This window comes from Streptomyces sp. NPDC048504, assembly GCF_043200035.1.
Taxonomy (GTDB): domain Bacteria; phylum Actinomycetota; class Actinomycetes; order Streptomycetales; family Streptomycetaceae; genus Streptomyces.
In genome coordinates this window covers 16,244-43,022 of sequence record NZ_JBICXA010000015.1, presented here as the reverse complement: position 1 = coordinate 43,022, position 26,779 = coordinate 16,244, and the positions used below count along the sequence as shown (strand labels likewise).

The following is a 26,779-nucleotide window of genomic DNA, read 5'->3' as shown; positions in this document are numbered from 1 at the left end:
CAGGGGCCGCCCTCTTCGTCGTAGAACAGCCGTGTCGTGCAACGGCCGTACGGCTACGGCTACTTCTTCTTGCCGCGCTTCTCGCGGACCCGGACCGAGATGTGGATCGGGGTGCCCTCGAAGCTGAACTCCTCGCGCAGGCGGCGCTCGATGAAGCGGCGGTAGCCGGCCTCGATGAAGCCGGAGGCGAAGAGGACGAAGCGCGGGGGCTTGGTGCCCGCCTGGGTACCGAAGAGGATGCGGGGCTGCTTGCCGCCGCGGACCGGGTGCGGGTGGGCGGCGACCAACTCGCCCAGGAACGCGTTCAGTCGGCCCGTCGGGACACGCGTCTCCCAGCCGGCCAGCGCGGTCTCGATGCCCGGGACCAGCTTCTCCATGTGGCGGCCGGTGCGCGCCGAGACGTTCACCCGGGGCGCCCACGCGACCTGGGCGAGCTCGGTCTCGATCTCGCGCTCCAGGTAGTAGCGGCGCTCCTCGTCGAGGGTGTCCCACTTGTTGAAGGCGAGGACGATCGCGCGGCCCGCCTCGACGGCCATGGTGACGATCCGCTGGTCCTGCACCGAGATGGACTCGGAGGCGTCGATCAGGATGACCGCGACCTCCGCCTTCTCGACGGCGGCGGCGGTGCGCAGCGAGGCGTAGTAGTCGGCGCCCTGCTGGAGGTGGACGCGCTTGCGGATGCCCGCCGTGTCGACGAACTTCCAGGTGATACCGCCCAGTTCGATCAGTTCGTCGACCGGGTCACGGGTGGTGCCCGCGATCTCGTTGACGACGACGCGCTCCTCGCCCGCCACCCGGTTCAGCAGCGAGGACTTGCCGACGTTCGGCCGGCCGATCAGCGCGATACGGCGGGGTCCGCCGACCGCGGTGCCGAAGGTCTGCTCGGGCGCCTCCGGAAGGGCCTCCAGGACGGCGTCCAGCATGTCGCCGGTGCCGCGCCCGTGCAGCGCGGAGACGGGGTGCGGCTCGCCGAGCCCCAGGGACCACAGATAGGAGGCGTCGGACTCGCCGCTCAGACCGTCGACCTTGTTGGCCGCCAGCACAACGGGCTTCCCGGCCTTGCGCAGCAACCGTACGACCGCCTCGTCGGTGTCGGTGGCGCCGACCTTGGCGTCGACGACGAAGACGACCGCGTCGGCCGCCTCGATCGCGTACTCGGCCTGGGCGGCCACGGAGGCGTCGATCCCGAGGACGTCCTGCTCCCAGCCACCGGTGTCGACGACCTTGAACCGCCGCCCGGCCCATTCGGCCTCGTACGTCACACGGTCCCGCGTGACACCCGGCTTGTCCTCCACGACGGCTTCACGCCGCCCGATGATGCGGTTGACGAGAGTCGACTTGCCGACGTTCGGTCGGCCGACGACGGCGAGGACGGGCAGCGGCCCGTGTCCCGCCTCGCCGATGGCGCCCTCGACGTCCTCGATGTCGAAGCCCTCTACGGCGGCGAGCTCCATGAACTCCGCGTACTCGGCGTCGCCGAGCGCCCCGTGCTCGTGCTCCTCGCCGGAGCCGTCGGGCTGGATCTGGTCGTTCATGAAGATCGGTACCTCGTTCATCGTGGTGATCGGTGGAACCCCCGGATTTCGGGTGATCCACTACTCAAGTGTCTCTTAGCGCCCGGTGAGGCGCCTGGCGTCGTCCAGGTGGGCGGCCAGCTGCTTCTGGATGCGCTCGGTGGCCTCGTCCAGTGCCTTGCGCGTACGACGGCCGGAGCCGTCACCCGCGTCGAACGGGTCGCCGAAGACGACGTCGACGCGGGAGCGCAGCGGGGGCAGCGCCTTTATCAGTCGTCCGCGCTTCTCGGCGCTGCCCAACACGGCCACCGGCACGATCGGGGCGCCGCTGCGGACCGCGAAGTAGGCGAGCCCGGCGCGCAGCGCGGCGAAGTCGCCCTCACCGCGGCTGCCCTCGGGGAAGATCCCGAGAACTCCGCCGTCCTTCAGCACACCGAGCGCGCGGGTGACGGCGGTACGGTCGGCGGTCGAACGGTCCACTTCCACCTGCCCCACGGCACGCATGAAGGGCCCGAGCGGCCCCACGAACGCTTCCTTCTTAACGAGGAAGTGCGAAGCGCGGGGCGCCACACCGATGACCATAGGGCCGTCGATGTTGTGCGAGTGGTTGACGGCGAGGATCACCGGACCGGTGGCGGGAACCTTCCAGGAACCCAGCACACGCGGCTTCCACAGCCCGTACATCAGGCCGACGCCGATGCGCCGCCCGATCTCGGCCCCGCGCTCTGTAGGTGCGGTCACTTCGCGGCCCGCTTCTCCCCGACGAGGGTGACGACGCACTCGATGACCTGCTGGAGCGTGAGGTCGGAGGTGTCCACCTCGACCGCGTCGTCGGCCTTCGCGAGCGGCGAGGTCTTGCGCGAGGAGTCGGCCGCGTCCCGCTTCAGCAGCGCCTCGCGTGTGGCCTGCACATCGGCGCCCTTCAGCTCACCACTCCGCCGGGCGGCACGCGCCTCGGGGGACGCGGTGAGGAAGATCTTCAGATCGGCGTCGGGCAGCACGGTCGTACCGATGTCCCGCCCCTCGACCACGATCCCCCGCTCGGCCTCGGCGGCCAGCGACCGCTGCAGCTCGGTGATCCGGGCCCGCACCTCGGGCACCGCACTGACCGCGCTGACCTTGGAGGTGACCTCCTGGGTGCGGATCGGCCCGGCCACGTCCACGCCGTCGACGCTGATCGTCGGGTTCGCCGGGTCGGTGCCCGAGACGATCTCCGCCTTGCCGGCCGCGTCCGCTATGGCGGTGGGGTCGGTGAGATCGATCCCGTTGTTCACCATCCACCAGGTGATCGCCCGGTACTGCGCCCCGGTGTCCAGATAGCTCAGCCCGAGCTGTGCGGCCACGGCCTTCGACGTGCTCGACTTGCCCGTGCCGGAGGGGCCGTCGATGGCGACAATCACTGCCGGGGCGGTCCGGGCGGCGCCGTTTTCCACGGGAGGACACCTTCCTGGTGCGGGGTGGTGAGCGGGGCGGGGTCGCGAGTGCGCCCCGCACAAGGTTACTGGGTGCGCGTCACTCGTCCGGCCGCCCCTTGTCGACACCGGTCCGGCGAGATCGGCCAGGGGGGCGGACGGTCGCTGGCCGCCGTGGGACGGCGTCCTTCGGGCTGCCCGGCTGGACGGTCACTGCTGGACACGGGCCGACATTCTTCAGCCTGCCCGGCTGGACGGTCACTGCTGGACGCAGGCCGGCACTCTCCCAGCCCTTCCGGCGCCAGCTCACGCAGGCCAGCATTCATCAGCCTCTCCGTCCGGACAGTCACTGCTGGACGCGGGCGGGCACTCCCAGCCCGTGCGGCGCCAGCTCACACAGGCCGGCATTCATCAGCCTCTCCGTCCGGACAGTCACTGCTAGACGCAGGCCAGCACTCCCAGCCCCTGCGGCGCCAGCACACACAGGCCGGCATTCATCAGCCTCTCCGTCCGGACAGTCACTGCTAGACGTGGGCGGGCACGATCCAGCCCTTCCGGCGCTTGCTGACGCAGGCTGGCCATACATATCCAGCTCCACCAGGAGCCTTTCCGACGCAGGCTGCCTACATCCAGTCCGCCCGGCACCTTTTCAACGCAGGCCGCGCACACCCAGCTCGCCCGGCAACCTTTCACCGCAGGCCAGCCAAATTCAGCCCGTCCGGCGTTTGAGGACGAGGCCCCTTCAGGGCCGATGGGGGTCTGGGGGCGGAGCCCCCAGGAGACGCCCGCCCCCACGCACCCCGCGCCTACTGCCGGATCGCCCAGCCCCGTTCCCGCAACGCCGCGGTCAGCACCGGCGCAGCCTTCGGCTCCACCCACAACTGCACAAGCCCCGCCTGCTGCCCCGTCGCGTGCTCGATCCGCACGTCCTCGATATTGACCCCCGCCATCCCCGCATCCGCGAAGATCCGAGCCAACTGCCCCGGCTGGTCGTCGATCAGCACAGCCACAACCTCGTAGACCCGCGGAGCGGACCCGTGCTTGCCGGGCACCCGGACCTGCCCCGCGTTCCCCCGCCGCAGCACGTCCTCGATCCCGCCCGCCCCCTCCCGCCGCTTGCCGTCATCGGCGGACTGCAGCGCGCGCAAGGCCCGAACCGTCTCCTCCAGATCCCCGGCGACATCGGTGAGGAGATCGGCGACGGGCCCCGGATTCGCGGACAGGATGTCGATCCACATCCGGGGATCGGACGCGGCGATCCGGGTCACGTCCCGAATCCCCTGCCCACACAGCCGTACGGCGGCCTCCTCGGCGTTCTCCAACCGCGCGGCGACCATGCTGGACACCAGATGAGGCATATGGGAGACCAGCGCGACGGCCCGATCATGGGCATCGGCATCCATGACAACCGGCACCGCACGGCAGTGCGAGACCAGCTCCAGGGCGAGGTTCAGCACCTCGGTGTCGGTGTCACGCGTGGGCGTCAACACCCACGGGCGCCCCTCGAAGAGGTCACCGGTCGCCGCCAGCGGACCCGACTTCTCGCGCCCGGACATGGGATGCGAACCGATGTACCGGGACATCACCGACGGGTCGAGCCCCAGCGACTCCAACTCCCGCCGCGGACCACCCTTGACACTGGCCACGTCGAGGTAACCCCGGGCCGCACCCCGGCGCATCGCGTCGGCCAGCACCCCGGCCACCAGCGCGGGCGGCGCGGCGACGATCGCGAGGTCGACGGGCCCGTCCGGCGCCTCGTCGGTACCGGCGCCGAGCGCGGCCGCCGTACGGGCCTGCTCGGGGTCGTGGTCGGCGAGGTGCACGACGACTCCGCGCGAGGCGAGCGCGAGCGCGGCGGACGTGCCGATGAGCCCGGTGCCGATGACGAGCGCGGTCCTCACTGCGCGATGTCCTTGCGCAGTGCGGCCGCCGCGCCGAGGTACACGTGCGCGATGTCGGCACGGGGCCGGTCGGACTCGATGTGCGCGAGGACGCGGACCACGCGGGGCATCGCGCCCTCGATGTCGAGTTCCTGCGCGCAGATCAGCGGCACGTCGGCGAAACCGCTGCCGAGCTTGCGCGCGGCGGCCGCCGGGAAGTCGCTGTGCAGATCGGGCGTGGCCGTGAACCAGACGCTGATCAGATCCTCGGCGGTGAGGCCGTTCCGCTCCAGGACGGCGGTGAGCAGCGCTCCGACCTGCTCGTCCATGTGCCCGGCGTCGTCCTTGTCCAGTTGGACGGCGCCCCGGACCGCTCGTACCGCCACGGCTTAGCTCCTCGCTGATGTACGGCTCTTGGTACATCCAGCCTAGTCAGCCCGCCCGGCACGGGTGCGCGGCGCCCGCCCACCGAGACAGGTCACAGGGACTGTTGCCGGACCAGTTCCTCCAGCGAGGCGGCCTGCGGCACCTGCCCCTCCGGGGTGAGCTTGTCGACGGCCCGGGGCAGCGTCCGCGCGAGGTCGCTCGCGGCCTGCTCCGGGGTGACGCCTGCCTGCTCGGCGACCTTCTGCAGCGTCTCGTCGGGCAACGCCTGCTGAATCTGTTCGCCGGTGACGGACTGGTTCTGCCCGGTACCGACCCAGGAGTCCTTCTGCTCGGCGAGCCCGGACTTGGTGAGCATCTCCAGAAGCCCGCCCAGCGGGTTGCTTCCGTTGCCACCACTGCCCCCGCCCTGACCCCCACCGAGGGCCGAGAGCAGCGCGCCCAGGATGTTGCCGCTACCGGAGCCGCCCTGGCCCCCTCCACCCGCTCCCCCCAGAAGACCACCGAGAAGGCTGCCGAGATCGTTGCCCGCCATGGCTCGCACCTTTCGAGAGCGGCCGGCCGCTGGTCGGGGCCCGGCCTCGAACCCTGCCAATGTCACCCGAACCGTCCCGTTCCGCTACTTGGGGTGAGATCATCCCGGTATGCCTCTTTACGCACGGCCCCGAGTCCGCTCTCATGGGCGGGTAGCCCGCCTCGGGGGAGGCCCACATTGAAGCGTCCTGGACCACTGCTCACACTTCTGGCGGGCCTGGTGTTGGGCCTGTTCATGCTGACGCTCAACGCGACGTCGGGGACGAAGACCGCGTCGTCCTCGTACCGCGAGAAATCGCCGTCCGCGTCGCCGAAGGCACCCGCGAAGACGTCACCGACACCATCCGTCACGCCCAGCCAGACGCCGTCGCCGTCGAAGCCACCCGTCGCGAACGCCAACTACGCCGGCCGCACCGACGACGACGCCGCCTCGGTCGCGGTCTCCGTCCGTGACGGCAAGGCGGTCGCCTACTTCTGCGACGGCCGCTACAAGGAGGCCTGGCTCAGAGGCCGAGTGAACAACAACGGCAGCATGAAGCTCACCGCCCCGAACGGCGCGGTACTGGACGGCAGGATCGAGCAGGGCAAGAAGATCACCGGCACCGTCAAGGACGAGGGCCGGCCGTACACGTTCACCGCCGACAAGGCGGTCAAGCCGTCCGGGCTGTGGCGCGCGACGGCCAAGGTACGCGGCGCCAAGATCGACGGCGGCTGGATCGTGCTGCCGAACGGCCGTCAGACCGGCATCGTCACCCGCGACGGCAAGGCCGCCTCCGCGCCCCGCATCGACCCCGAGACCGGCGCGGTCACGGTCGACGGCCAGCAGCTCACGGCACAACCCGTCACCCCCTGACCCACCATCCGCCTCAGGGAGCCGATCATGACCGCCGACCCGAACGCCGCCACCCAGTCCTACCCCCCGCGCCCACCCGCACGCCCTCACGACAGCCCCGCCCGCTACCTGGTCCCGGCCCTCGTGGCCGCGGCCGTAGCGGTCGGACTCGGCGTCTACGGCAAGGTCCACGACCCGGCGGGCACCGCCTTCAACCTCGCCGGCTTCAGCAGCACGGGCGCGGTGAAGTCCTGGCTCGCGACCACCGCGTTCTTCTTCGCCCTCGTCCAGGTCGTCTCGGCCTTCATGGTCTACGGCCGCCTGCCGGGCCCGAGTTGGTCGGCGACGCTGCATCGCTGGTCGGGGCGGATCGCGTTCCTGGTGGCGGTGCCGGTCGCGGTGCACTGCCTCTACGCGTTCGGCTACCAGACGTACTCGACACGCGTGATGTGGCATTCCGTCCTGGGGTGCGCGTTCTTCGGCGCCTTCAGTGCCAAGATGCTGCTGCTCCGCTCGGAGCGGCTGCCCGGCTGGCTGCTGCCGCTCGTCGGCGGACTGGTCTTCACCGCCCTCACGCTGCTCTGGCTGACATCCGCCCTCTGGTTCTTCCGCACCTTCGGAGTGACTACATGACCGACAGCTCGACGCGCCGCACGGTTCTCGCGACGGGTGCGGCCGCCGCGCTCACCGCGGGCTGCAGCAAGTACGGCGACAGCAACGACTCCTCGGGCTCGTCGTCCGTGAAGGCCACCGGCGGCCAGGAGCTGGCGAAGACCTCCGACATCCCCGTCGGCGGCGGCAAGATCTTCAAGGACCAGAAGGTCGTGGTGACCCAGCCGAAGAAGGACGAGTTCAAGGCCTTCTCGGCGATCTGCACCCACCAGGGCTGCACGGTGGGCACCGTCGCGAACGGCACCATCGACTGCCCGTGCCACGGCAGCAAGTACCGCGTCGCGGACGGTTCCGTGGAGGCGGGACCGGCGCCGAAGCCGCTGCCCGCGGAGCAGATCAAGGTGGAGGGAAATTCGATCCGCCTGGCGTGAGATGCCACGTACGCTCCGGGAATGCCGTTCGAGAGCCTGGTCCGCGACCACACGATCTACGCCTGCGTGATGGGTTCACGCGCCTTCGGCCTGGCGACGGACGGCAGCGACACGGATCGCCGGGGCGTGTTCGTGGCCCCCACTCCCCTCTTCTGGCGCTTCGACAAGCCGCCGACGCACATCGAGGGCCCGGCGGAGGAGCAGTTCAGCTGGGAGCTGGAGCGCTTCTGCGAACTGGCCCTGCGCGCCAACCCCAACATCCTGGAGTGCCTCCACTCCCCGCTGGTCGAGCACGTCGACGACACCGGCCGTGAACTCCTCGCCCTGCGCGACGCGTTCCTCTCCCGCCAGGTCCACGAGACGTTCACGCGCTACGCGTTGGGCCAGCGCAAGAAGCTGGCGGTCGACATCCGCACGCACGGCGCCCCGCGTTGGAAACACGCGATGCACCTCCTCCGCCTCCTCACCAGCGCCCGCGACCTGCTCCGCACGGGCACCCTGAAGATCGACGTAGGAGACCAACGCGCCCCGCTCCTCGCGGTGAAACGCGGCGAAGTCCCCTGGCCCGAGGTCGAGTCCTGGATGACCCGCCTGGCCACGGAGACGGACGAGGCAGCCACCCACACCCCCCTCCCGCCGGAACCGGACCGCCGACGAGTGGAGGACTTCCTGATCCGGGTCCGCCGCGCGTCCACCGAATCCCTAGCGGGGTGATGCCACCGACAGCCCCGCGTCGGCGGCGGCCTCGCCCTGCCGCTTGTCGTACGTCACGAACCAGCTGACCCCGTGCCCGAGTTCGAGAGCCGCCATGGTGTGGATCGCGTCGAGGCTGCGCAGCGAGGTGTTCGGCGCCAACTCCCCCGCCTCCTGCATCAGTTCAGGCGTGAGACGGACCCGCGCGATGGCGTTCAGCAGAGCATCGGCGGCCGCCCGCTCGACCTCGTCCGCGCCGAGCCGACCCAGCAGCAGCCGCACCTCGGTCTGCGCCAGGTCGCAGGTCACGACACGACGCATTCCGCCGCGCTGTCCGATCCACTGCTCCAGCGCCGTCGTCTCCGCCTCGGCCCGCAGCAGCTTGGCGATCGCGGACGCGTCGACGTAGAGCAGCGTCACCGCGTCTCTTCCTCGCGCTGAGCGAGCAGCTCCGCGGTGGGGCCGCGTCCCTCCGCGTCCCGTCTGACCGCCCGGAGCCGCTCCAGCGCGTCCGCGGCCTCGACGCCGTGGTCCTCGTCCATGACCGAGGCGTCGAGCAACCCGATGGCGATCGCGGCACGGATGTCCCGTTCGGCCGGCTCCAGCGGAGACAGTATGGCGACCGGCACCCCGTCCCGAGTGACCTCGATCGACTCGCCCGCCTCCACGGCGTCCAACAGAGCCGCGGTGTGCCGGGACAGCTCCCGGACCGGCACGCGCCTGCGCTTCACCTTACCCATGCCTGCCACGATACGCCCACCGCATGACAGGGGCCATCGGTGTCAGACACGACCACGACACGTCAGGCATCCCAAAGCTCCCCGAGCCCCAACAACTCCTCCCGGTACTCGATCCGCCCCGCCCACTCCCCCGGCCACGCGTCCACCCCGAGATGCGCCCCCGCGAACGCCCCCGTAAGGCAGGCGATCGAGTCCGAGTCACCGGACGTACAGGCCGCACGGCGCAACGCGGTCACCGGCTCCTCCACGAAGAGCAGGAAGCACAACAGGCCGGTGGCCAGGGCCTCTTCGGCGATCCAGCCCGCGCCGGTGGCCAGACACGGGTCGGTCTCCGGAGAGTTGGCGCGAACCGCGTCCTGGAGCCGATCCAGGATCTCCAGGCACTCGTCCCAGCCCCGCGCGATGAAGTGCTCGGGCGTGGGGTCCTGGCTCCGTGTCCACAGGTCACCCAGCCAACGGTGGTGGTACCGGGTGCGGTTCTCGACGGCGTACGACCGCAGCAGCCCGACCAGCCCGGTCGGTTCGGCACCCTGTGCGAGCAGCCGTACGGCGTGCGCGGTGAGGTCGGACGCGGCGAGTGCGGTCGGGTGGCCGTGGGTCAGCGCGGACTGCAACTGGGCGGCGCCGGACCGCTGTTCGTCGTCCAGACCGGGGACCAGTCCGATCGGCGCGACGCGCATGTTGGCACCGCAGCCCTTCGAACCGATCTGGCTGGCGTCCTGCCAGGGCCGCCCCTCCGCCTTCAACAGGTTGCAGGCGACGAGGCAAGTCCGGCCGGGGGCACGGTTGTTGTCCGGCGACTGATACCACTCCACGAACTCCTCACGCACCGGCCGTTCCATCCGCTTGGGCCCAAGAAGCCCCCGTTCCATGGCAGTTCGCAGCCCGCGCCCCAACGCCAGCGTCATCTGCGTGTCGTCGGTGACGATCGCGGGCTTCGGCAACTCCATCTCCCGCCAAGGACCGCACTTGGCAAGAATGCTGGGCACGTCGTTGAACTCGGTCGGGAAACCGAGCGCGTCCCCGAGGGCGAGGCCGACCAAGGCTCCGGTGGCGGCACGCTTGCGTACGGTGGTCGTGGTCATGCGGGGTTTCCTTCCCGGGTCGGCCGGAGCAGCGGTGGATACAGGGCGGTGGCGGTCCCGGCGCGGTACAGCGCCGCCGGTTTGCCGCGACCGCCGGTCAACTTGGCCCCGCCCGGCACCGGTTCGACGAAGCCCGGCGTCGCGAGCACCTTGCGGCGGAAGTTGGGGCGGTCCAACTCGGCGCCCCACACGGTCTCGTAGACCTGTTGCAGCTCCCCGAGCGTGAACTCCGGCGAGCAGAAGGCGGTGGCGAGGGAGCTGTACTCCAGCTTGGCGCCCACCCGTTCGTGCGCGTCGGCCAGGATCCGGTCGTGGTCGAAGGCGAGCGGCCCGAGCGCGTCGTACGGCAGCCAGCGGGCCTGCGCCGCGTCGCTGCCCGCACGCGGTTCGGGCGGGTCGGGCAGCAGCGCGGCGAAGGCGACGGTGACGACCCGCATCCGGGGGTCGCGGTCGGGCTCGCTGTAGGTGCGCAGTTGCTCCAGGTGCAGCCCGGAGACGTCCGACAGGCCCGTCTCCTCGGCGAGTTCACGCCGGGCGGCCGTCTCCGCGGACTCGTCCGGCGCCACGAAGCCGCCCGGCAGCGCCCAGTGCCCGGCGTAGGGCTCCTGCCCGCGCTCGACGAGCAGCACGTGCAGGGCGCCGCCGCGGATCGTGAGGACGGCGAGGTCGGCGGTGACGGCGAAAGGTTCGAAGGCGTACTTGTCGTAGGCCGGTGTCGTGGTCATGAGCAACCACCCCCTTAATGGTCAGCTAGACCATAAAGAGTGGCCGCGCCCGGGCACAACCCCCCGCACCCGATGAACGCGAAACGACGCAAACGGAACGGCCGGCCCCGGAGAACCCGGAACCGGCCGTCACAAGCAAGCCGTAAGCAGGCAGGACCTACAGATCGACTTCCTGCATCAGCATGCCGACCTCGGTGTTCGACAGCCGTCGCAGCCAGCCCGACTTCTGGTCGCCCAGGGTGATCGGGCCGAAGGAGACCCGCACGAGCTTGTCGACCGGGAAGCCGGCCTCCGCGAGCATGCGCCGCACGATGTGCTTGCGGCCCTCGTGGAGGGTCACCTCGACCAGGTAGTTCTTGCCGGTCTGCTCGACGACACGGAAGTGGTCCGCACGCGCGTACCCGTCCTCCAGCTGGATGCCGTCCTTGAGCTGCTTGCCCAGATCGCGCGGGATCGGGCCCACGATGTGCGCGAGGTAGGTCTTCTTCACGCCGTACTTGGGGTGCGTCAGCCGGTGCGCCAGCTCACCGTGGTTGGTGAGCAGGATCACACCCTCGGTCTCGGTGTCGAGCCGCCCGACGTGGAAAAGGCGCGTCTCGCGGTTGGTGACGTAGTCGCCGAGGCACTGCCGGCCCTCGGGGTCCTCCATCGTCGCGACGACACCGGCGGGCTTGTTCAGCGAGAAGAACTGGTACGACTGCGTCGCCACCGTCAGCCCGTCGACCTTGATCTCGTCGTGCTCGGGGTCGACCCGCAGCCCCTGCTCGACCACGATCTCGCCGTTGACCTCGACCCGGGACTGCTCGATCAGCTCCTCGCAGGAGCGCCGGGAGCCGTAGCCCGCGCGCGCGAGGACCTTCTGCAGCCGCTCGCCCTCCTGCTCGGCGCCCGGGAAGGTCTTGGGCGGCTTGATGTCCTTCTTGCCCGCGTACCGCTCCCGGTTGCGCTCCTCGGCCCGCGCGTCGTACTCCCGCGAGGTCGCCGGCGCCCATCGCCCGCGTCCGGTGCTCTGGCCCTGCTTGGGACCGCCCTTGGCACCGCCGCGTGCCGCCGCACCGCGCCCTGACTTGGGACCTTCGTGAGATCCCGTGGGGCCTACGTCGTAGCGCCGCTCTTCGGGACGCGGCTTTCCGGCGCGCTTCGGCTTGTCGTCGCGGCCTCCCGCGCCCCTCGGCTGGGAGCCGCCCCCGCCGGCGCCCCGGGAGTTGCCCGCGCCGGAACCACGGCCGCCGCCGCCCCCACCGGAACCCCGGGGACTGCCGCCCCCGCCGGTCCCGCGGGGGTTGCCGCGCCCGCCGCTCCTACCGCCGCCGCCACTGCTGCCACTGCCACTGCTTCGCATCAAAGTTCCGTCGTCGTCGTTTCGTCTGCATCTGCATCCGGTGCATCCGGATCGAACGACGGGACCCCTTCCAGCGTCTCCGCCTCGATCGCCTCAGCCTCAGGGAGGAAGGGCGCGAGCTCCGGGAGCTCGTCCAGGCCTCGCAGGCCCATCCGCTCCAGAAAGTAGTTCGTCGTCACGTACAGGATCGCACCTGTTTCGGGTTCCGTGCCCGCCTCCTCGACCAGACCCCGCTGAAGGAGGGTGCGCATCACACCGTCGCAGTTGACTCCGCGGACCATCGAGACCCTGCTGCGGCTGACCGGCTGGCGGTACGCGACGACCGCCAGGGTCTCCAGCGCCGCCTGGGTGAGCCGGGCCTGCTGGCCGTCCAGGACGAAGCCCTCGACGGCCGGCGCGTACTCCGGCCGGGAGTAGAAACGCCAGCCTCCGGCGATCAGCCGCAGCTCGAAACCGCGCCCCTGGACGGTGTACTCGTCGGCCAGCTCGCGCAACGCGTCCGCGATCCGCCGTTTGGGCCGCTGGAGTATTTTCGCGAGGTGTTCCACGGTCGCGGGCTCGTCCACGACCATCAGGACGGCCTCCAGGGCGGGTTTGAGGTCGAGCTCCGCGACGCCGGACGGGCTCGCCGGTACGCCCGTGGTCTCCTCGCTCACGCCGACTCCTCCTTGGTCTCCTTGGGCGGCTCGGGCGGCCGGTCGAACTCGTCCGTCACCACCGGCTCGCCTTCCCCCTCCCCACCGGTCCAGCGCACGATCAGATCCCCGAGCGCGGTCTCCTGGTCCAGCGCGACGGCCTTCTCCCGGTACAGCTCCAGAAGGGCCAGGAACCTCGCTACGACGGTCAGGGTGTCGTCGGTGTCGTCCACGAGCACGCTGAAGCTGGCCTCGCCGAGCTCCCGCAGCCGCGCCACCATGATCCCGGCCTGCTCCTGCACGCTGACGAGCGGCGCGTGGATGTGGTCGACGTACACCTGCGGCTTGGGCTTGGCCTGCATCGCCTTCACGGCGAGCTTGGCGAAGCCCTCGGGCCCGATCCGGATGACGACCTCGGGCAGCAGCTCGGCGTGGTGCGGTTCGAGCCCGACGGTCCGGGGATAGCGCCGGGCCTCGTCGTCGAGCCGCCGGTTGAAGATGTCGGCGATCTGCTTGTACGCCCGGTACTGCAACAACCGCGCGAACAACAGGTCCCGCGCCTCCAGCAACGCGAGATCGGCCTCGTCCTCGACCTCGGCGGCGGGCAGCAACCGCGCCGCCTTCAGATCCAGCAGAGTCGCCGCGACGACGAGAAACTCGGTCGTCTGGTCCAGATCCCAGTCCGGCCCCATCGCCCTGATGTGCACCATGAACTCATCGGTGACCTTGGACAGCGCCACCTCGGTCACATCGAGCTTGTGCTTCGAGATCAGCTGGAGGAGGAGATCGAACGGCCCCTCGAAGTTGGCGAGCCGGACCTTGAAAACCCCGTCATCGGGTTCTTCGACAGGCTCAGCAGATTCTTCTACGACCACCTCGGACACCGGCACCGGCTCCGCCACGGCGACCTGCGCCTCGGGCTCGGGAGCCGTGCCCGGCCCCTTGCCCAGCGCACGCCGACGGCCGGCGGGTGCGCCGGATGCGGGAGCGTCGTTCGAGGTCATGGCCCCCGCAGGCTACCGCTACCGCCCGCGAAGCCGGCGTACGAGAATGCTCGCGTCCCCGCGGGACTCCAGATCGGCCAGGACAACGGCGACCGCCTCGCGAACGATCCGGCCGCGGTCGACCGCGAGGCCGTGCTCGCCCCGGAGCATCAGACGCGCGTGCTCCAGGTCGATGAGTTCCTCGGCGGAGACGTACACGGTGATCTTCTCGTCGTGCCGCTCCCGCCCGCTGGGCCGACGGTTGGCCTGCGCCCGCTGTCGCTGCTTCCGAGGCTGGGCAGAACCTTCCTGCGCCTCCTGACGTCGTCCTGAGCCGTCCGCGGACCGGCTGCGGGACTCGCCGCCGTCCGAGTCCGCCGCTACGTGCTCGGCGCCCTCTCCGTCACCGCCCTGGGCGGGCACGGACTGCGGGGCGTCCTCCCCCGCGGCGGCACCGTCGCTCTCCCCCGCCGGAGCCGGTACCCGCGCCTCGCCGTTGACCCGGCTCCTCGGGGTGGACGACTGAAGCGCCATCCCCCCTGTCGTACGGAACAGTTCGTCGGCCCCCGGCAGACTCACTCGGCGTGACACCGGGCGAGCACCTCCCTGGCGAGCTGGCGATAGGCGGCGGCACCGACGGAGTTGGAGGCGTACGTCGTGATCGGCTCACCGGCGACCGTGGTCTCCGGGAAGCGCACCGTGCGGCCGATGACCGTGTGGTAGACGTGATCGTCGAACGCCTCGACCACGCGCGCGAGGACCTCACGGCTGTGCACGGTGCGGGAGTCGTACATCGTGGCGAGGATCCCGTCGAGCTCCAACTCGGGGTTGAGGCGCTCCTGGACCTTCTCGATGGTCTCCGTCAGCAGCGCGACACCACGCAGCGCGAAGAACTCGCACTCCAGCGGCACGATCACCTTGTGAGCCGCCGTCAGGGCGTTCACGGTGAGCAGGCCGAGGGAGGGCTGACAGTCGATCACGATGTAGTCGTAGTCGGCCATCAGCGGCTTCAACGCCCGCTGCAGGGTGGACTCTCGGGCGACCTCGCTCACCAACTGCACTTCGGCGGCCGACAAGTCGATGTTGCTGGGCAGCAAGTCCATGTTCGGGACAGCTGTCTTGAGAAGCACCTCGTCGGCCGACATGCCCCGCTCCATGAGCAGGTTGTAGACGGTGAGGTCCAACTCCATGGGATTGACGCCCAGTCCGACCGACAGCGCGCCCTGCGGGTCGAAGTCGACGAGCAGTACACGCCGGCCGTACTCCGCGAGCGCGGCACCCAGGTTGATGGTCGATGTCGTCTTGCCGACGCCGCCCTTCTGGTTGCACATCGCGATGATCGTCGCGGGGCCGTGACTGGTCAGCGGACCCGGGATCGGGAAGTAGGGCAGCGGGCGTCCGGTCGGGCCCACGCGCTCGCGGCGCTGGCGGGCAGCGTCGGGCGCGAGTGTGGCCGCGTACTCGGGATCGGGCTCGTACTCGGCGTCGGGGTCGTAGAAGTGCCCGTCGGGCAGTTCGTCGTAGTCGGCGAAATGGTTGCGGGGCGCGCCCCTTCCGTCGCCGGCCATGGCGTTCACGTGATGGCCATCCATGCTCTGGTGTGCTGGCTGAGTCACCCCTGGCTTGTGGTGACCCTGGTGGGCTGCGAAGGTACGCACCGCGACGGAGCCGACAGCCTCGAACCCCGCGGGCTCCTGGCCCTTTGCAGGCATTCCTGGTTGACCACCCCCGGGAGAAAATGTCGACTCATTCACAAGTCGTCTTACCTCCTTGGTGACCAGGGAATTTCTCGATAGGTCAGCGTGGCACCATGCCGACGTTCGGCGACTCTATGGCGTGTCGGGTGTTCGCAGCAACACAATCCGCCGGACCCGGCCCGATGTGTCGGCAATGAAACATCCCTCTGTCAAGGGCGTACGGCAGTCGCACGGCAGGTTCCACCGGTGCACGAATCGGTTCAAGGGTTACGTTCGGGGCGAGTTGACCGAGTGCCGCAAAGTGACCATACACACACTTCCGGCCGGACCTGTCGAGCAAGGTCCGGCCGGGCGTGCGGTGTTGACGACCTGTGTTGACGTATCGCCTTTTGCCGAACGGTGACTTAGTCGACAGAGTCAGCCGAGCAGCGATTCCAGCTCGACGTGCTCCAGTCCGTGCGCCTCGGCGACCTCGCGGTAAATCACCTTGCCGTCATGGGTGTTGAGACCCTTGGCGAGAGCAGGATCACGTCGCAGCGCGTCGGCCCAGCCGCGGTTGGCGAGCTCCACGATGTACGGGAGCGTCGCGTTGGTGAGCGCGTAGGTCGACGTGTTGGGCACCGCGCCGGGCATGTTGGCGACGCAGTAGAAGACCGAGTTGTGGACCGGGAAGGTCGGCTCGGCGTGGGTCGTCGGGCGCGAGTCCTCGAAGCAGCCGCCCTGGTCGATCGCGATGTCGACAAGAACGCTTCCGGGCTTCATCCGCGACACGAGTTCGTTGGTGACCAGCTTCGGCGCCTTGGCGCCCGGGATGAGCACCGCGCCGATGACGAGGTCGGCGTCCAGGACGGCCTTCTCCAGCTCGAAGGCGTTGGACATGATCGCCCGGACCTTGGTGCCGAAGACCTTGTCGGCCTCGCGGAGCTTGTTGATGTCGCGGTCGAGCAGCGTGACATGGAAGCCCATGCCGACGGCGATCTGCGTGGCGTTCCAGCCGGAGACACCGCCGCCGATGACGACGGCCCGCGCGGGCTGGGTGCCGGGGACACCGCCGGGGAGGACACCGCGGCCGCCGACCGAGCGCATCAGGTGGTAGGCGCCGACCTGCGGGGCCAGCCGGCCCGCGACCTCGGACATCGGGGCGAGCAACGGAAGCGCGCGGCCCGGGAGTTCGACGGTCTCGTAGGCGATCGCCGTGGTGCCGGACTCGACGAGCGCGTCGGTGCACTCCTTGGAGGCGGCCAGGTGCAGGTACGTGAAGAGCGTCTGGTCCTTGCGGAGGCGGTGGTACTCCTCGGCGATGGGCTCCTTGACCTTGAGCAGCAGGTCGGTGGTGGCCCACACCTCGTCGGCGGTGGCCAGGATCTGGGCACCGGCCGAGACGTACTCGTCGTCCGTGATCGAGGAGCCGACGCCGGCGTTCTGCTCGATGAAGACCTGGTGGCCGTGGCGCACCAGCTCGTGCACGCCGGCGGGGGTGATGGCCACCCGGAACTCGTTGTTCTTGACCTCGCGGGGGATGCCGACCTTCACGTCGATCACGGTCCTTGGCTCAGAGGGTGTGGGGCAATACATCTCATACCCGGACATGCGTGAGCGCACCGGGAGACCGCAGGAGAAGGTGCGGCAGAGCCAGTCTAATGAAGGTGTTCTCCGTGTCTAGCCTTTCAATGCATCAATCTTCTGCGGATGTACTACGGATTTCGCAGGCGTTAGCGTCTTGTTCCAGGGGTTCGGAGGTGGATTCCACGGATTCGGGGGCGGAATCACCCTCCTGAAGCTCCTCGCCCAGCATCCGCTCGGCCGTCCCGCGGTGCAGCGCGGCGGACGCCGGATCGCCGAGCCGGTCGAGGGTGTCGGCCAGCCGCAGCTGCAGTGCCGCCTGCAGCCGTACGTCCTCGGCGCGGCGCGCCCACTCGACGGCCTCGTGGCAGGTCGCGAGCGATTCCTCGGGGCGGCCCGCGTACTCCTGGACCCGTGCCAGCTCGCTCAACGCCCTTGCCTGGGCGGCCACATCACCGTTCTTGCGGTGCCCGGCGACGGCCGCCCGCCAGTTCCTGAGCGCCTCGCCGTAGCGGCCCGCGTACGTGTGCGCGGCGCCGATCCGGCCGTAGAGCCGGGCGGCGTCCACGCGCTCGTCCCGGGCCTGCCGTTGGGCGAGCGCGCGGCCGAACCAGTCGGCGGCCCGGTCGTGGTCCCCGAGCTCCTGGTGCGCGCCGCCTACGGATTCCATCGCGCGGCCGGTCGCATACGGGTCATTCGCCTCGCGTCCGGCGTCCAGCGCGGCGCGGTAGCGGCCCAGTGCCTCGGTCGTCCGGCCGGTCTGCGCGTCCAGATCGGCGAGGTTCAGCAGCGCGGCGGCCTTCTCGCGGGGCAGGTCGCGCCGCTCGGCCACGTCGAGGACGAGGCGGTGGATGCCGTAGAGCTCGGGGGCGGCGGCCTGGGTGCCGAAGTGGGCGACCATCGCCCGCACCAGCTGGGACATCAACCGGCGGGCCAGCGTGTCGAGTTCGCCGTCGGCGACCGCGAGTCGGGCGGAGGCGAGCAGGGCGGGCTGGCGGACGCGGAGCCAGTCGGCGGCGGCGCGCGGGGTCGGGAAGCGCAGGGCGCGGGGCGTGCCGAGGAGTTTCTCGCGGGCCTGGGGGCTGTCCGTCTCGGTGATGGCGCGGCAGGACTGGAGCAGCCGTACCGTGCGCTCCAGCATGCGGGCGCGGGCCAGCTGGAGTTCGGCCGGGCGGTCCTGGGTCTCGGCGAGGGCGTACAGGAGGGGCTGGAGGCAGCCGGGGACCTCGTACTGCGGCAGCGGCGAGTCCTGGGCCCGCAGCAGGCCGGCGGCGGCGAAGTCGTCCAGGGTGGTGCGGGCACCGTTGACGGAGCAGCCGGCGAGCGCGGAGGCGGTCTGCGGGTCGACCAGGCCGGCCGGGGCGAGGGAGAGCAGTCGCAGTATCCGGGCGGCGGGGCTGGGCAGCGAGCCGTAGACGAGCCGGAAGACGCGGCTCAGGGGCGTGCCCTCGTCGCTCTCGGCGTGCAGGTGCTTGGCGAGGTCGGCGACGGCGGCCTGCGGGCGGGCGGCGAGCCAGCCGCCGGCCAGGGTCAGCGCGGCCGGCTGGGACTGGCACACCTCGACGAGGCCCTCGGCGGCGACCGGGTCGACGGTGATGCGGACCGCGCCGGTGTAGCGGGTGAGGAGTTCCAGCGCGGACTTGGTGTCGAGGCCGCCCAGGGTGCAGGGGCGGACGTCGGCGATGCCGGTGAGCGGGCCGCCGGAGACGGCGACGACCAGGCAGTCCGGGGAGTCCGGCAGCAGCGCGTCGACCTGCTCGGCGTCGGCCGCGTCGTCGAGCAGGAGCAGCGCCCGCCGGCCGGTGAGGGCCGCGCGCAGGATGTCCGAGAGATCGTCCTCGGAGGCGCCGGCCGGGGTCGGCAGCTCCAGGGCGGTGAGGAGTTCGCGGACGGTGCGCTCGGTGGGGACGGGGGTGCCGTCGGGCTCGCTCAGCCGTGCCCGGAACACACCGGCGTCGTAACGGTCAGCGACCTGTCGGACGAGTTCCTCGGCCAGGGCGCTGCGGCCGGAGCCGGGCCTGCCCGCGATGAGGAGGACCCGCGCGCGGGGGGCCTTGCGGCCCGCGATGGTGTCCAGGCCCGCGCGCTCGATGTCGGCCCGGAGCTCCTTCAACTCTCTTGCGCGGCCCAGGAATTGGCCCTCGGGAGAAGTGTCCTCGGACAGCCTCACGCCGCCGGTGTCCACCGCCTGATCCGCCACGGGCCACACTCCCGTCCCACTGCACGCGCATAGCCCGCCGGGACTCCGGATCGGGTGATTCCAGAGCCTAGTTCACGCTCTGCGACGAACCGTGCGGAGCGCGGCGGGCACATCCCCCGATCGGATCAGCCGATCGTCACACCGGAAGACGCCGAAAGAGGCGGAAAGGATGAGGCGTGGGTGAGGTGCGGGTGAGGGTGGGTTCAGGACTCGAAGGGACGCGCGGGCCACGGCGCCTCGGCGGGGCGCAGCGCGTCGAGGCCGTCGCCGTGCCGGGCGGCGACCAGGGAGAGGACGCCGACGGCGAGGCAGTTGTTGTGCAGCTCGCCGGCGAGGACCCCGCGGACCAGGTCGCCGACGGGCACACGCGCGTGCTCCATGTCGGCCTCCTCGTCCTCGACCTCGAAGCGCTGTCCGTCGGCCTCGGAGAGATCGCGGGCCAGGAAAATGCGGATGGCCTCGTCGCAGCCGCCGGGCGTGGTGTAGACGTCGGTCAGCACCCGCCAGTCCTCGGCCTTGACGTGCGCCTCCTCGTACAGCTCGCGCTGGGCGGCGTGCAGCGGGTTCTCACCGGGGATGTCGAGCAGTCCGGCCGGGATCTCCCACAGCTTCTGCCGTACGGGGTGGCGGTACTGCTTGATGACCAGCACCCGGTCCTCCTCGTCGAGGGCGAGGATCGCCACGGAGCCGGGGTGGACCTGGTAGTCGCGGTGCACGACCGTGCCGTCGGGCATGACCACGTCGTCGGTGCGCACGGAGGTCTTGTTGCCGACGAAGGGGGTCACGGTCGCCCGGATCTCCCACTCCTCCGGGGTGTCCTTGATCGTCATGCGCTGTCCCTCCACACGTACCCGAAACACACGTACAGGAATGTCACGAACCGGATGTCCACATACGGCCGGGGTGCACACCTCTTGAAGGCGCGCACCCCGGTCACCGTACAACCTTCGTACTACTTGCCCGTCTTGCGTGCCACGGCTGCCTTGACCAGGCCCGCGAAGAGCGGGTGCGGCCGGGTCGGGCGGGAGCGCAGCTCGGGGTGGGCCTGGGTCGCGACGAGGTAGGGGTGCGCCTCGCGCGGGTACTCCACGTACTCCACGAGCTTGCCGTCCGGGGACGTGCCGGAGAACTGCAGCCCGGCCTTCTTCTCCAGCTCGGCGCGGTAGGCGTTGTTCACCTCGTAGCGGTGGCGGTGGCGCTCCTCGACGTACTCCTTGCCGTCGTAGACCTCGCGCACGATGGAGCCCTCGGCGAGCTTGGCCGGGTACATGCCCAGGCGCATGGTGCCGCCCATGTCGCCCTCGCCGGCGACGATGTCGAGCTGCTCGGCCATGGTGGAGATGACCGGGTGGCCGGTGGCCGCGTCGAACTCGGTGGAGTTGGCGTCCGCGATGCCGGCGAGGTTGCGCGCGGCCTCGATCACGATGCACTGGAGGCCCAGGCACAGGCCGAGCAGCGGGATCTTGTGCTCGCGGGCGTACTGGATGGCGCCGACCTTGCCGGAGACACCGCGGTCGCCGAAGCCGCCGGGGATGCAGATCGCGTCCACGTCGGCGAGCTGTCCCGCGGCACCCGCCGGGGTCTTGCAGTCGTCGGAGGTGACCCACTTGATCTTCACGCGGGCCTTGTTGGCGAACCCGCCGGCGCGCAGCGCCTCGGTGACCGAGAGGTAGGCGTCGGGCAGGTCGATGTACTTGCCGACCAGCGCGAGGTTGATCTCGTGCAGCGGATTGTGCACGCGGTCGAGCAGGTCGTCCCAGGTCCGCCAGTCCACATCACGGAACGGGAGGTCCAGCTTGCGGACGACATAGGCGTCCAGGCCCTCGCTGTGCACGGTCTTCGGGATGTCGTAGATCGAGCGGGCGTCGGGGCAGGCCACCACGGCGGCCTCGTCGACGTCGCACATCAGCGAGATCTTGCGCTTGATCGCGGTGGGCACCTCGCGGTCGGAGCGCAGCACGATCGCGTCGGGCTGGATACCGATGTTGCGCAGGGCCGCGACCGAGTGCTGGGTCGGCTTGGTCTTCAGCTCGCCCGAGGGGCCGATGTAGGGCAGGAGGGAGATGTGCACCACGAACACGTTGTCGCGGCCGACCTCGTGGCGGACCTGGCGGACCGTCTCCAGGAACGGCAGCGACTCGATGTCGCCGACCGTGCCGCCGACCTCGGTGATGACGACGTCGACCTCGTCGGTCGCCATGCGCCGGATGCGGTGCTTGATCTCGTTGGTGATGTGCGGGATGACCTGCACCGTGTCGCCCAGGTACTCGCCGCGCCGCTCCTTGGCGATGACCGTCGAGTAGACCTGGCCGGTGGTGACGTTGGCGCTGCCGTCCAGGTCGCGGTCGAGGAAACGCTCGTAGTGGCCGATGTCGAGGTCGGTCTCGGCGCCGTCGTTGGTGACGAACACCTCACCGTGCTGGAAGGGGTTCATCGTGCCGGGGTCGACGTTCAGGTACGGGTCGAGCTTCTGCATCACGACGCGCAGGCCCCGCGCCTTGAGGAGCATGCCGAGGCTGGAGGCGGTGAGGCCCTTGCCGAGTGAGGAGGCGACACCCCCGGTGACGAAGATGTGCTTGGTCGTCGTGGTGTTGCTGTTTCGGAAAGCAGCGGGCGGCATGGCCAAGAGGGGGCTCCCGTGGTCGCGGTCTGGGGTGCGGTACGGCTGCCCGCCCGGAGAATCCGGGTTTTTCTGGAGGAGCCGTCGCTGCGGTTCGGGGGTTTCCTGCCCACCGGTCCACGGGCTACCAGGGTATCAGCGCCCGGAGGGGATGGCTTCCGGCCACGCTCCGCACCCGCCCCGACACGGACGCGGCCTGCGTCGGCATGAACACGCCTCCCGTCGACACAGACGCGCCCTGGTTACCTGCTTCTCACCGGGTGCTCACCCGTTCGGCCCAGGTCCGTTGGCGAGAGCGGCACACAGATCATCTACGTGCGTCGTATCCTGCTCGGACACTCGCTGCCGAGCCGGTCCGGAACACGGCACCACCCCCGCCCGTATTACCCGGAACAACGAGAGCTCGTCAGTTCGTTGAGCAACGACCGTCATTTGCTTCATGCCTCAACGACGCACTACAAACGATCCCTTGACCGCACACAGCGACCGCCCCTTTTCCATGGGGCGACGTGGCCGTTCGACTGGAGTTGCACGTGGCCGGGCGCATCGAAGATTACGCACTCATCGGAGACATGCAGACCGCTGCCCTGGTCTGCCGGGACGGCACGGTGGACTGGCTGTGCCTGCCCCGATTCGACTCCCATGCCATCTTCGCCGGTCTGCTGGGCACCGAGGAACACGGCTTCTGGCGGCTGGGCCCGGCCCACGCCTCCGACGCGCCTCCGCCCACCGCGGTCCGGCGCGGCTACCGCGGCGACTCGCTGATCCTGGAGTCCGAGTGGGACACCCCGCGAGGCACGGTCCGCGTGACCGATTTCATGCCCCCTCGCGACGGCGCCCCCCAGCTGATCCGCATCGTGGAGGGCATCTCCGGCCGCGTCCCGATGCGCTCGGCCCTCCGGATGCGTTTCTCCTACGGCCGGGTCGTCCCCTGGGTGCACAAGCACGAGGGCCGCACGGTCGCCGTCGCGGGTCCCGACTCCGTGTGGTTCGACACCGACTGCGAGACCTACGGGAAGTCCCTGACCACCTACTCGGACTTCACGGTCGCACCGGGTGACCGCATCGCGTTCACCATCTCCTGGGAGCCCTCGCACAAGCAGCCGCCGCCGCTCCCCGAGCCCGAGCAGTCGCTGGAGGCCACGGAGGACTTCTGGCGCGACTGGGTCGACCAGTGCACGTACCACGGCCCGTACCGCGAGGCAGTGGTCCGCTCCCTGATCACGCTGAAGGCGCTGACGTACGCCCCGACCGGCGGCATCGTCGCCGCGCCGACCACCTCCCTCCCGGAGGAGATCGGCGGCGTCCGCAACTGGGACTACCGCTACACCTGGCTCCGCGACGCGGCCATCACCCTCTCCTCGCTCCTGCGCACCGGCTACCGCGAGGAGGCCCGCGCCTGGCGCGAATGGCTCCTGCGGGCCGTCGCAGGCGACCCGGAGAACCTGCAGATCATGTACGGCATCGCCGGCGAGCGCGAGCTCGGCGAGGCGGAGCTGGACTGGCTGCCGGGCTACGAGAACTCGGGCCCGGTCCGGGTGGGCAACGGCGCCGCGCACCAGCTCCAGCTGGACGTCTACGGCGAGGTCACCGAGGCCCTGCACCTGGCCCACATGACGGGCCTGGCCCGCAACGACTACGCCTCCCTCCTCCAGCTCAAGCTGATCCGCTACCTGGAGAAGCACTGGGACGAGCCCGACGAGGGCATCTGGGAGGTGCGCGGCCCGCGCCGCCACTTCGTGCACTCCAAGGTGATGGCCTGGGTCGCCGTCGACCGCACGATCAAGCTGATCGAGTCGGGCGACGCGGACGGCCCGCTGGAGAAATGGCGCGAGCTGCGCGACGACATCCACCGGGACGTGTGCGAGCGCGGCTACGACAAGGAGCGCAACACCTTCACGCAGTCGTACGGCTCGAAGGAGCTGGACGCCTCGCTGCTGCTCATCCCGCAGATGGGCTTCCTGCCCCCGGACGACAAGCGCGTGATCGGCACGATCGAGGCGATCCAGCGCGAGCTGTCCACCCCGGACGGCTTCATCCTGCGCTACCCGACCTCGGGCACGGACGAGGGCGTGGACGGCCTTCCCGGCGACGAGGGCGCGTTCCTGGCCTGCTCGTTCTGGATGGCGGACGACCTCGCGATGATCGGCCGCGTGGACGAGGCCCGCAAGCTCTTCGAGAAGCTCCTGTCGCTCCGCAACGACCTGGGCCTCCTCGCCGAGGAGTGGGACCCGCGCCTGCAACGCCAGGTCGGCAACTTCCCGCAGGCCTTCAGCCACGTCCCCCTGATCGACACGGCCCTGCGCCTGACGGCTTCGGGGGCCTACGGCGGCTGACACCCGCCGAGCACGCGCCCCGGGCCCGAGATGTGCCCGGGGGCAGCGGCACCGCCGTATCCGCACCGCGGCGGGAAAATCCAGGTGCCCCGGCCACCACTCGTCCCTACCCTTCCCGCCATGGACAGCACCGGGGCCGGGCGGCTCCTGAACATCGTGGATGTCGAAGCCACCTGCTGGGACCGCGGCCGGCCGCCGGGTGCGGTCAGCGAGATCATCGAGATCGGGCTGACCGTCGTCGACCTGGCCGGCGCGGAGCGCCTCGCCCGGCATCGGATCCTGGTGCGTCCCGTCCGGTCCACGGTCAGCGAGTTCTGCACGGAGCTGACCGGCCTCACGCAGCACGAGGTGGACGGAGGAGTCGGCTTCGCCGAGGCGTGCCGGCTGCTGGCGGCCGACCACCACGCCGGGTCCCGCCCCTGGGCCAGTTGGGGCGACTACGACCGCAACCAGTTCACCCTGCAGTGCCGGAACACCCGGACGCCCTATCCCTTCGGCCGGCATCACACCAACGCCAAAGCGGCCTTCACCGAGGCGTACGGCCTGCGCAAACGCCCTGGCATGGCGCAGGCCCTGGAGATCGCCGGGCTGCGGCTCGAAGGCCGTCACCACCGCGGCGAGGACGACGCCTGGAACATCGCCGCCCTCGTTCTCCAGCTGTCGGAGCGGGGCGCCTGGCCGGGCACAACGCCCGCGGCGGCGAACAGGTTGGTGGGCGGGGCCGACGGAACCGGGTAACGTCCTTGTCGTGTTCTTCCGATGAATCCGTAGATCACTCCACATCACTACCGGGAGAACCCGTGACCGTGAGCAAGAACATCAACAACCCCGTGGGCATGGGCGGCGGCCAGCGCAAGAAGCAGTCCCGCGCCGAACGGCAGAACCACGGTCCGCACCGCAACCTCGACCGCCAGGGCGCGGCCGACCAGAAGGCGGAGCTGGTGCGCAAGATGCGCGAGAAGGCCGCCGCGGCTGAGGCCGCCGGGCAGGCGGGCGACGACACCGCAAAGAGCTGACGCACCGCAGCAGGGCACGGCCGGCTGATCCTTACGGCTTGGTGACGTGCGGCGGACCGGCGCGACCGCCGCACGTCACCCGCCTAGGCTGGAAGCGGACAAAAGCCCCTTTTCTGAAAGGGGGGCGGCCATGGCTTCCCTCTCGACGGCGGGCGCGGCTCTCACCGCGTTGCGCGAGGATCTGGTCGGCGACGTGTTCGCCCTGGGGGATCAGGGTTACGACGACGCCCGTGTCGTCTTCAACGCGATGATCGACCGGCGGCCGGCCGTAATCGCCCAGTGCGTGTCCGAGGCCGACGTCGTACGGGCCGTACGTTTCGGGCGCGAACTGGATCTGCCGATCGCGGTGCGCGGCGGCGGGCACAGCGTCGCGGGCATGGCACTGGGCGACGGGGCGCTCGTCGTGGACCTGCGCCATATGCGCGAGGCCACGGTCCATCCCGCGGCCCAAGCGGTACGGATCGCCGGCGGGGCCACCATGAGCGAACTGGACGGCGCGACCCAGGAACACGGTCTCGCCACCACCGGCGGCCGGGCCTCCACGACCGGCGTCGGCGGCTTCGTCCTCGGCGGCGGCACCGGCTGGCTGGACCGCGCCTTCGGTCTCGCCGTCGACAACCTGCTCGGCGTCGACCTGGTGACCGCCGACTCGAACGTGGTCCACGCGAGCGCCGAGGAGAACCCGGAACTCTTCTGGGCACTCCACGGCGGCGGCGGGAACTTCGGTATCGCCACCGCGCTCACCCTGAGACTGCACGAACTGCCCGAATTCTCCATCGCCATGGTGATGTACGAGCCCGAGCACGGCCCCGACGTCGTCCGCACCTACCGCGAGATCATCGAGACCGGCCCGCAGGAGGCGAGCGGCGGAGTCATCTATCTGACCGCCCCGCCCGAGGAGTTCGTCCCCGAGCACCTGGTCGGCAAGCGGCTGTGCGGCGCGCTGATCACCTACGTCGGCGCCGAGGAGGACATGCGCAAGCTGGCCCAGCCGCTGCTGGCCCTGCCGCACGACATCGAGATCGTCACCGCGCTGCCCTACGCCATATTCCAGACGATGTTCGACGATCCGCCGGATATGCGGAACTACTGGTCCGCGGAGTACCTGACGGGCGCGCCCGACGAGTTCACGGACGTCTTCTGCGCCCTCGGCGAGAGCATGCCGGTCCCCACAGGCACCCAGCACGTGCTGTTCCCGCAGGGCGGCGCGATCGCGTCCGGCCCCGCCGAGTACCCGCTGCCGTTCCGGAACGCGCCCTGGGCCGTGCACCCCTTCGGCATGTGGGAGGACGCGGCCGACGACGAACGCTGCATCGCGTGGGTCAGGGACGTCCGCGCCCGGGTCCAGCCCTGGAGCACCGGCGCGGCCTACCTCAACTTCATCGGCGACGAGGGCACGGACCGCGTGACGGCGGGCCTGGGCGCCGAGAACACCCGGCGGCTGGCGGCGGTGAAGCGGGAGTACGACCCCGACAACGTGTTCCGCTACAACCACAACATCGCGCCTGCTTAGCCCCGAGATGTGCACAGGGCATCCGCGCAGGT

27 protein-coding genes are annotated in these 26,779 nt (G+C 70.3%); 8 read left to right on the top strand and 19 right to left on the bottom strand.

Features of this window, described 5'->3' with window-relative positions:
• Window positions 1-59: 59 nt before the first annotated feature.
• From der to ACGFY9_RS32545, 6 genes are all read right to left on the bottom strand, one after another.
• The gene (der, locus tag ACGFY9_RS32570) at window positions 60-1,535 is read right to left on the bottom strand and encodes a ribosome biogenesis GTPase Der (RefSeq protein ID WP_393760491.1); all 1,476 of its coding nucleotides are present in this window, start codon (window positions 1,533-1,535) and stop codon (window positions 60-62) included.
• A 75-nt stretch (window positions 1,536-1,610) separates the two neighbouring features.
• Entirely contained in the window at window positions 1,611-2,198 is a 588-nt protein-coding gene (locus tag ACGFY9_RS32565; RefSeq protein WP_393760489.1) for a lysophospholipid acyltransferase family protein, read from the bottom strand.
• A gap of 53 nt (window positions 2,199-2,251) precedes the next feature.
• A complete protein-coding gene (gene cmk / locus ACGFY9_RS32560) occupies window positions 2,252-2,947 on the bottom strand; it encodes a (d)CMP kinase (RefSeq protein WP_393760096.1) in 696 nt (231 codons plus the stop codon).
• Window positions 2,948-3,732: 785 nt separating this feature from the next.
• Window positions 3,733-4,827, bottom strand: a complete 1,095-nt coding sequence (locus tag ACGFY9_RS32555) for a prephenate dehydrogenase (protein ID WP_393760094.1) — start codon at window positions 4,825-4,827, stop codon at window positions 3,733-3,735.
• A complete protein-coding gene (aroH, locus tag ACGFY9_RS32550) occupies window positions 4,824-5,192 on the bottom strand; it encodes a chorismate mutase (protein WP_393760092.1) in 369 nt (122 codons plus the stop codon). The genes ACGFY9_RS32555 and aroH overlap by 4 nt, the downstream gene beginning before the upstream one ends.
• 92 nt (window positions 5,193-5,284) lie before the next feature.
• Window positions 5,285-5,725: a YidB family protein gene (locus ACGFY9_RS32545; protein WP_393760090.1), complete on the bottom strand. Its 441-nt coding sequence runs from the start codon at window positions 5,723-5,725 to the stop codon at window positions 5,285-5,287.
• Window positions 5,726-5,902: 177 nt separating this feature from the next.
• On the opposite strand from ACGFY9_RS32545, the gene ACGFY9_RS32540 reads away from it, so the two are divergent.
• Genes ACGFY9_RS32540 through ACGFY9_RS32525 form a run of 4 tightly spaced genes read left to right on the top strand, consistent with a single transcriptional unit; the run spans window position 5,903 to window position 8,313 of the window.
• Window positions 5,903-6,577, top strand: a complete 675-nt coding sequence (locus ACGFY9_RS32540; RefSeq protein WP_393760088.1) for a hypothetical protein — start codon at window positions 5,903-5,905, stop codon at window positions 6,575-6,577.
• A gap of 27 nt (window positions 6,578-6,604) precedes the next feature.
• Window positions 6,605-7,189 carry a DUF6529 family protein gene (locus tag ACGFY9_RS32535; RefSeq protein ID WP_393760086.1) on the top strand — a complete coding sequence of 195 codons (585 nt, stop codon included), beginning with the start codon at window positions 6,605-6,607 and terminating at the stop codon, window positions 7,187-7,189.
• A complete protein-coding gene (locus tag ACGFY9_RS32530) occupies window positions 7,186-7,599 on the top strand; it encodes a Rieske (2Fe-2S) protein (RefSeq protein ID WP_393760084.1) in 414 nt (137 codons plus the stop codon). Before ACGFY9_RS32535 ends, ACGFY9_RS32530 begins: the two co-directional genes overlap by 4 nt.
• 21 nt (window positions 7,600-7,620) lie before the next feature.
• On the top strand, window positions 7,621-8,313 hold the full coding sequence (locus tag ACGFY9_RS32525; RefSeq protein ID WP_393760082.1) for a DNA polymerase beta superfamily protein: 693 nt from the start codon (window positions 7,621-7,623) through the stop codon (window positions 8,311-8,313).
• Here the strand turns inward: ACGFY9_RS32525 and ACGFY9_RS32520 are convergent.
• The 13 genes from ACGFY9_RS32520 to ACGFY9_RS32460 all read right to left on the bottom strand — a co-directional run bounded on the left by ACGFY9_RS32520 (window position 8,302) and on the right by ACGFY9_RS32460 (window position 21,882).
• Window positions 8,302-8,712 carry a type II toxin-antitoxin system VapC family toxin gene (locus ACGFY9_RS32520; RefSeq protein ID WP_393760080.1) on the bottom strand — a complete coding sequence of 137 codons (411 nt, stop codon included), beginning with the start codon at window positions 8,710-8,712 and terminating at the stop codon, window positions 8,302-8,304. The two genes, ACGFY9_RS32525 and ACGFY9_RS32520, sit on opposite strands and share 12 nt — an antisense overlap.
• Complete coding sequence (locus ACGFY9_RS32515; RefSeq protein ID WP_393760078.1) at window positions 8,709-9,032, bottom strand: type II toxin-antitoxin system Phd/YefM family antitoxin; 324 nt, start codon at window positions 9,030-9,032, stop codon at window positions 8,709-8,711. The genes ACGFY9_RS32520 and ACGFY9_RS32515 overlap by 4 nt, the downstream gene beginning before the upstream one ends.
• Window positions 9,033-9,094: 62 nt before the next feature.
• Window positions 9,095-10,117 carry an ADP-ribosylglycohydrolase family protein gene (locus ACGFY9_RS32510; protein WP_393760076.1) on the bottom strand — a complete coding sequence of 341 codons (1,023 nt, stop codon included), beginning with the start codon at window positions 10,115-10,117 and terminating at the stop codon, window positions 9,095-9,097.
• Window positions 10,114-10,842 carry an NUDIX domain-containing protein gene (locus tag ACGFY9_RS32505; RefSeq protein WP_393760074.1) on the bottom strand — a complete coding sequence of 243 codons (729 nt, stop codon included), beginning with the start codon at window positions 10,840-10,842 and terminating at the stop codon, window positions 10,114-10,116. Before ACGFY9_RS32505 ends, ACGFY9_RS32510 begins: the two co-directional genes overlap by 4 nt.
• 157 nt (window positions 10,843-10,999) lie before the next feature.
• Window positions 11,000-12,184: a pseudouridine synthase gene (locus ACGFY9_RS32500; protein WP_393760072.1), complete on the bottom strand. Its 1,185-nt coding sequence runs from the start codon at window positions 12,182-12,184 to the stop codon at window positions 11,000-11,002.
• Complete coding sequence (gene scpB, locus ACGFY9_RS32495) at window positions 12,184-12,840, bottom strand: SMC-Scp complex subunit ScpB (protein WP_033286240.1); 657 nt, start codon at window positions 12,838-12,840, stop codon at window positions 12,184-12,186. The genes ACGFY9_RS32500 and scpB overlap by 1 nt, the downstream gene beginning before the upstream one ends.
• A complete protein-coding gene (locus tag ACGFY9_RS32490) occupies window positions 12,837-13,823 on the bottom strand; it encodes a segregation and condensation protein A (RefSeq protein WP_393760070.1) in 987 nt (328 codons plus the stop codon). The genes scpB and ACGFY9_RS32490 overlap by 4 nt, the downstream gene beginning before the upstream one ends.
• Window positions 13,824-13,841: 18 nt before the next feature.
• Window positions 13,842-14,393 carry a hypothetical protein gene (locus ACGFY9_RS32485; RefSeq protein ID WP_393760068.1) on the bottom strand — a complete coding sequence of 184 codons (552 nt, stop codon included), beginning with the start codon at window positions 14,391-14,393 and terminating at the stop codon, window positions 13,842-13,844.
• On the bottom strand, window positions 14,378-15,514 hold the full coding sequence (locus tag ACGFY9_RS32480; RefSeq protein WP_390925060.1) for an AAA family ATPase: 1,137 nt from the start codon (window positions 15,512-15,514) through the stop codon (window positions 14,378-14,380). The genes ACGFY9_RS32485 and ACGFY9_RS32480 overlap by 16 nt, the downstream gene beginning before the upstream one ends.
• Window positions 15,515-15,916: 402 nt before the next feature.
• Window positions 15,917-17,032, bottom strand: coding sequence for an alanine dehydrogenase (gene ald, locus ACGFY9_RS32475; RefSeq protein ID WP_033286319.1), 1,116 nt, complete (start codon window positions 17,030-17,032; stop codon window positions 15,917-15,919).
• Between the two features lie 142 nt (window positions 17,033-17,174).
• Window positions 17,175-19,262 (bottom strand): tetratricopeptide repeat protein, encoded by a 2,088-nt coding sequence (locus ACGFY9_RS32470; protein WP_393760066.1) that lies wholly within the window; start codon window positions 19,260-19,262, stop codon window positions 17,175-17,177.
• Window positions 19,263-19,465: 203 nt separating this feature from the next.
• Window positions 19,466-20,092, bottom strand: a complete 627-nt coding sequence (locus ACGFY9_RS32465) for an NUDIX domain-containing protein (protein ID WP_393760064.1) — start codon at window positions 20,090-20,092, stop codon at window positions 19,466-19,468.
• Window positions 20,093-20,214: 122 nt separating this feature from the next.
• Window positions 20,215-21,882, bottom strand: a complete 1,668-nt coding sequence (locus ACGFY9_RS32460) for a CTP synthase (protein ID WP_393760062.1) — start codon at window positions 21,880-21,882, stop codon at window positions 20,215-20,217.
• A gap of 533 nt (window positions 21,883-22,415) precedes the next feature.
• Between ACGFY9_RS32460 and ACGFY9_RS32455 the strand changes: the two genes are divergently transcribed.
• The 4 genes from ACGFY9_RS32455 (at window position 22,416) to ACGFY9_RS32440 (ending at window position 26,747) form a co-directional block, all read left to right on the top strand.
• Window positions 22,416-24,218 (top strand): glycoside hydrolase family 15 protein, encoded by a 1,803-nt coding sequence (locus ACGFY9_RS32455; protein WP_393760060.1) that lies wholly within the window; start codon window positions 22,416-22,418, stop codon window positions 24,216-24,218.
• 120 nt (window positions 24,219-24,338) lie between these two features.
• Window positions 24,339-24,956: an exonuclease domain-containing protein gene (locus ACGFY9_RS32450; RefSeq protein WP_393760058.1), complete on the top strand. Its 618-nt coding sequence runs from the start codon at window positions 24,339-24,341 to the stop codon at window positions 24,954-24,956.
• Window positions 24,957-25,018: 62 nt separating this feature from the next.
• Window positions 25,019-25,234 carry a DUF6243 family protein gene (locus tag ACGFY9_RS32445; RefSeq protein WP_393760056.1) on the top strand — a complete coding sequence of 72 codons (216 nt, stop codon included), beginning with the start codon at window positions 25,019-25,021 and terminating at the stop codon, window positions 25,232-25,234.
• 130 nt (window positions 25,235-25,364) lie between these two features.
• Window positions 25,365-26,747, top strand: a complete 1,383-nt coding sequence (locus ACGFY9_RS32440) for an FAD-binding oxidoreductase (RefSeq protein ID WP_393760054.1) — start codon at window positions 25,365-25,367, stop codon at window positions 26,745-26,747.
• The last annotated feature ends 32 nt before the right edge of the window (window positions 26,748-26,779 follow it).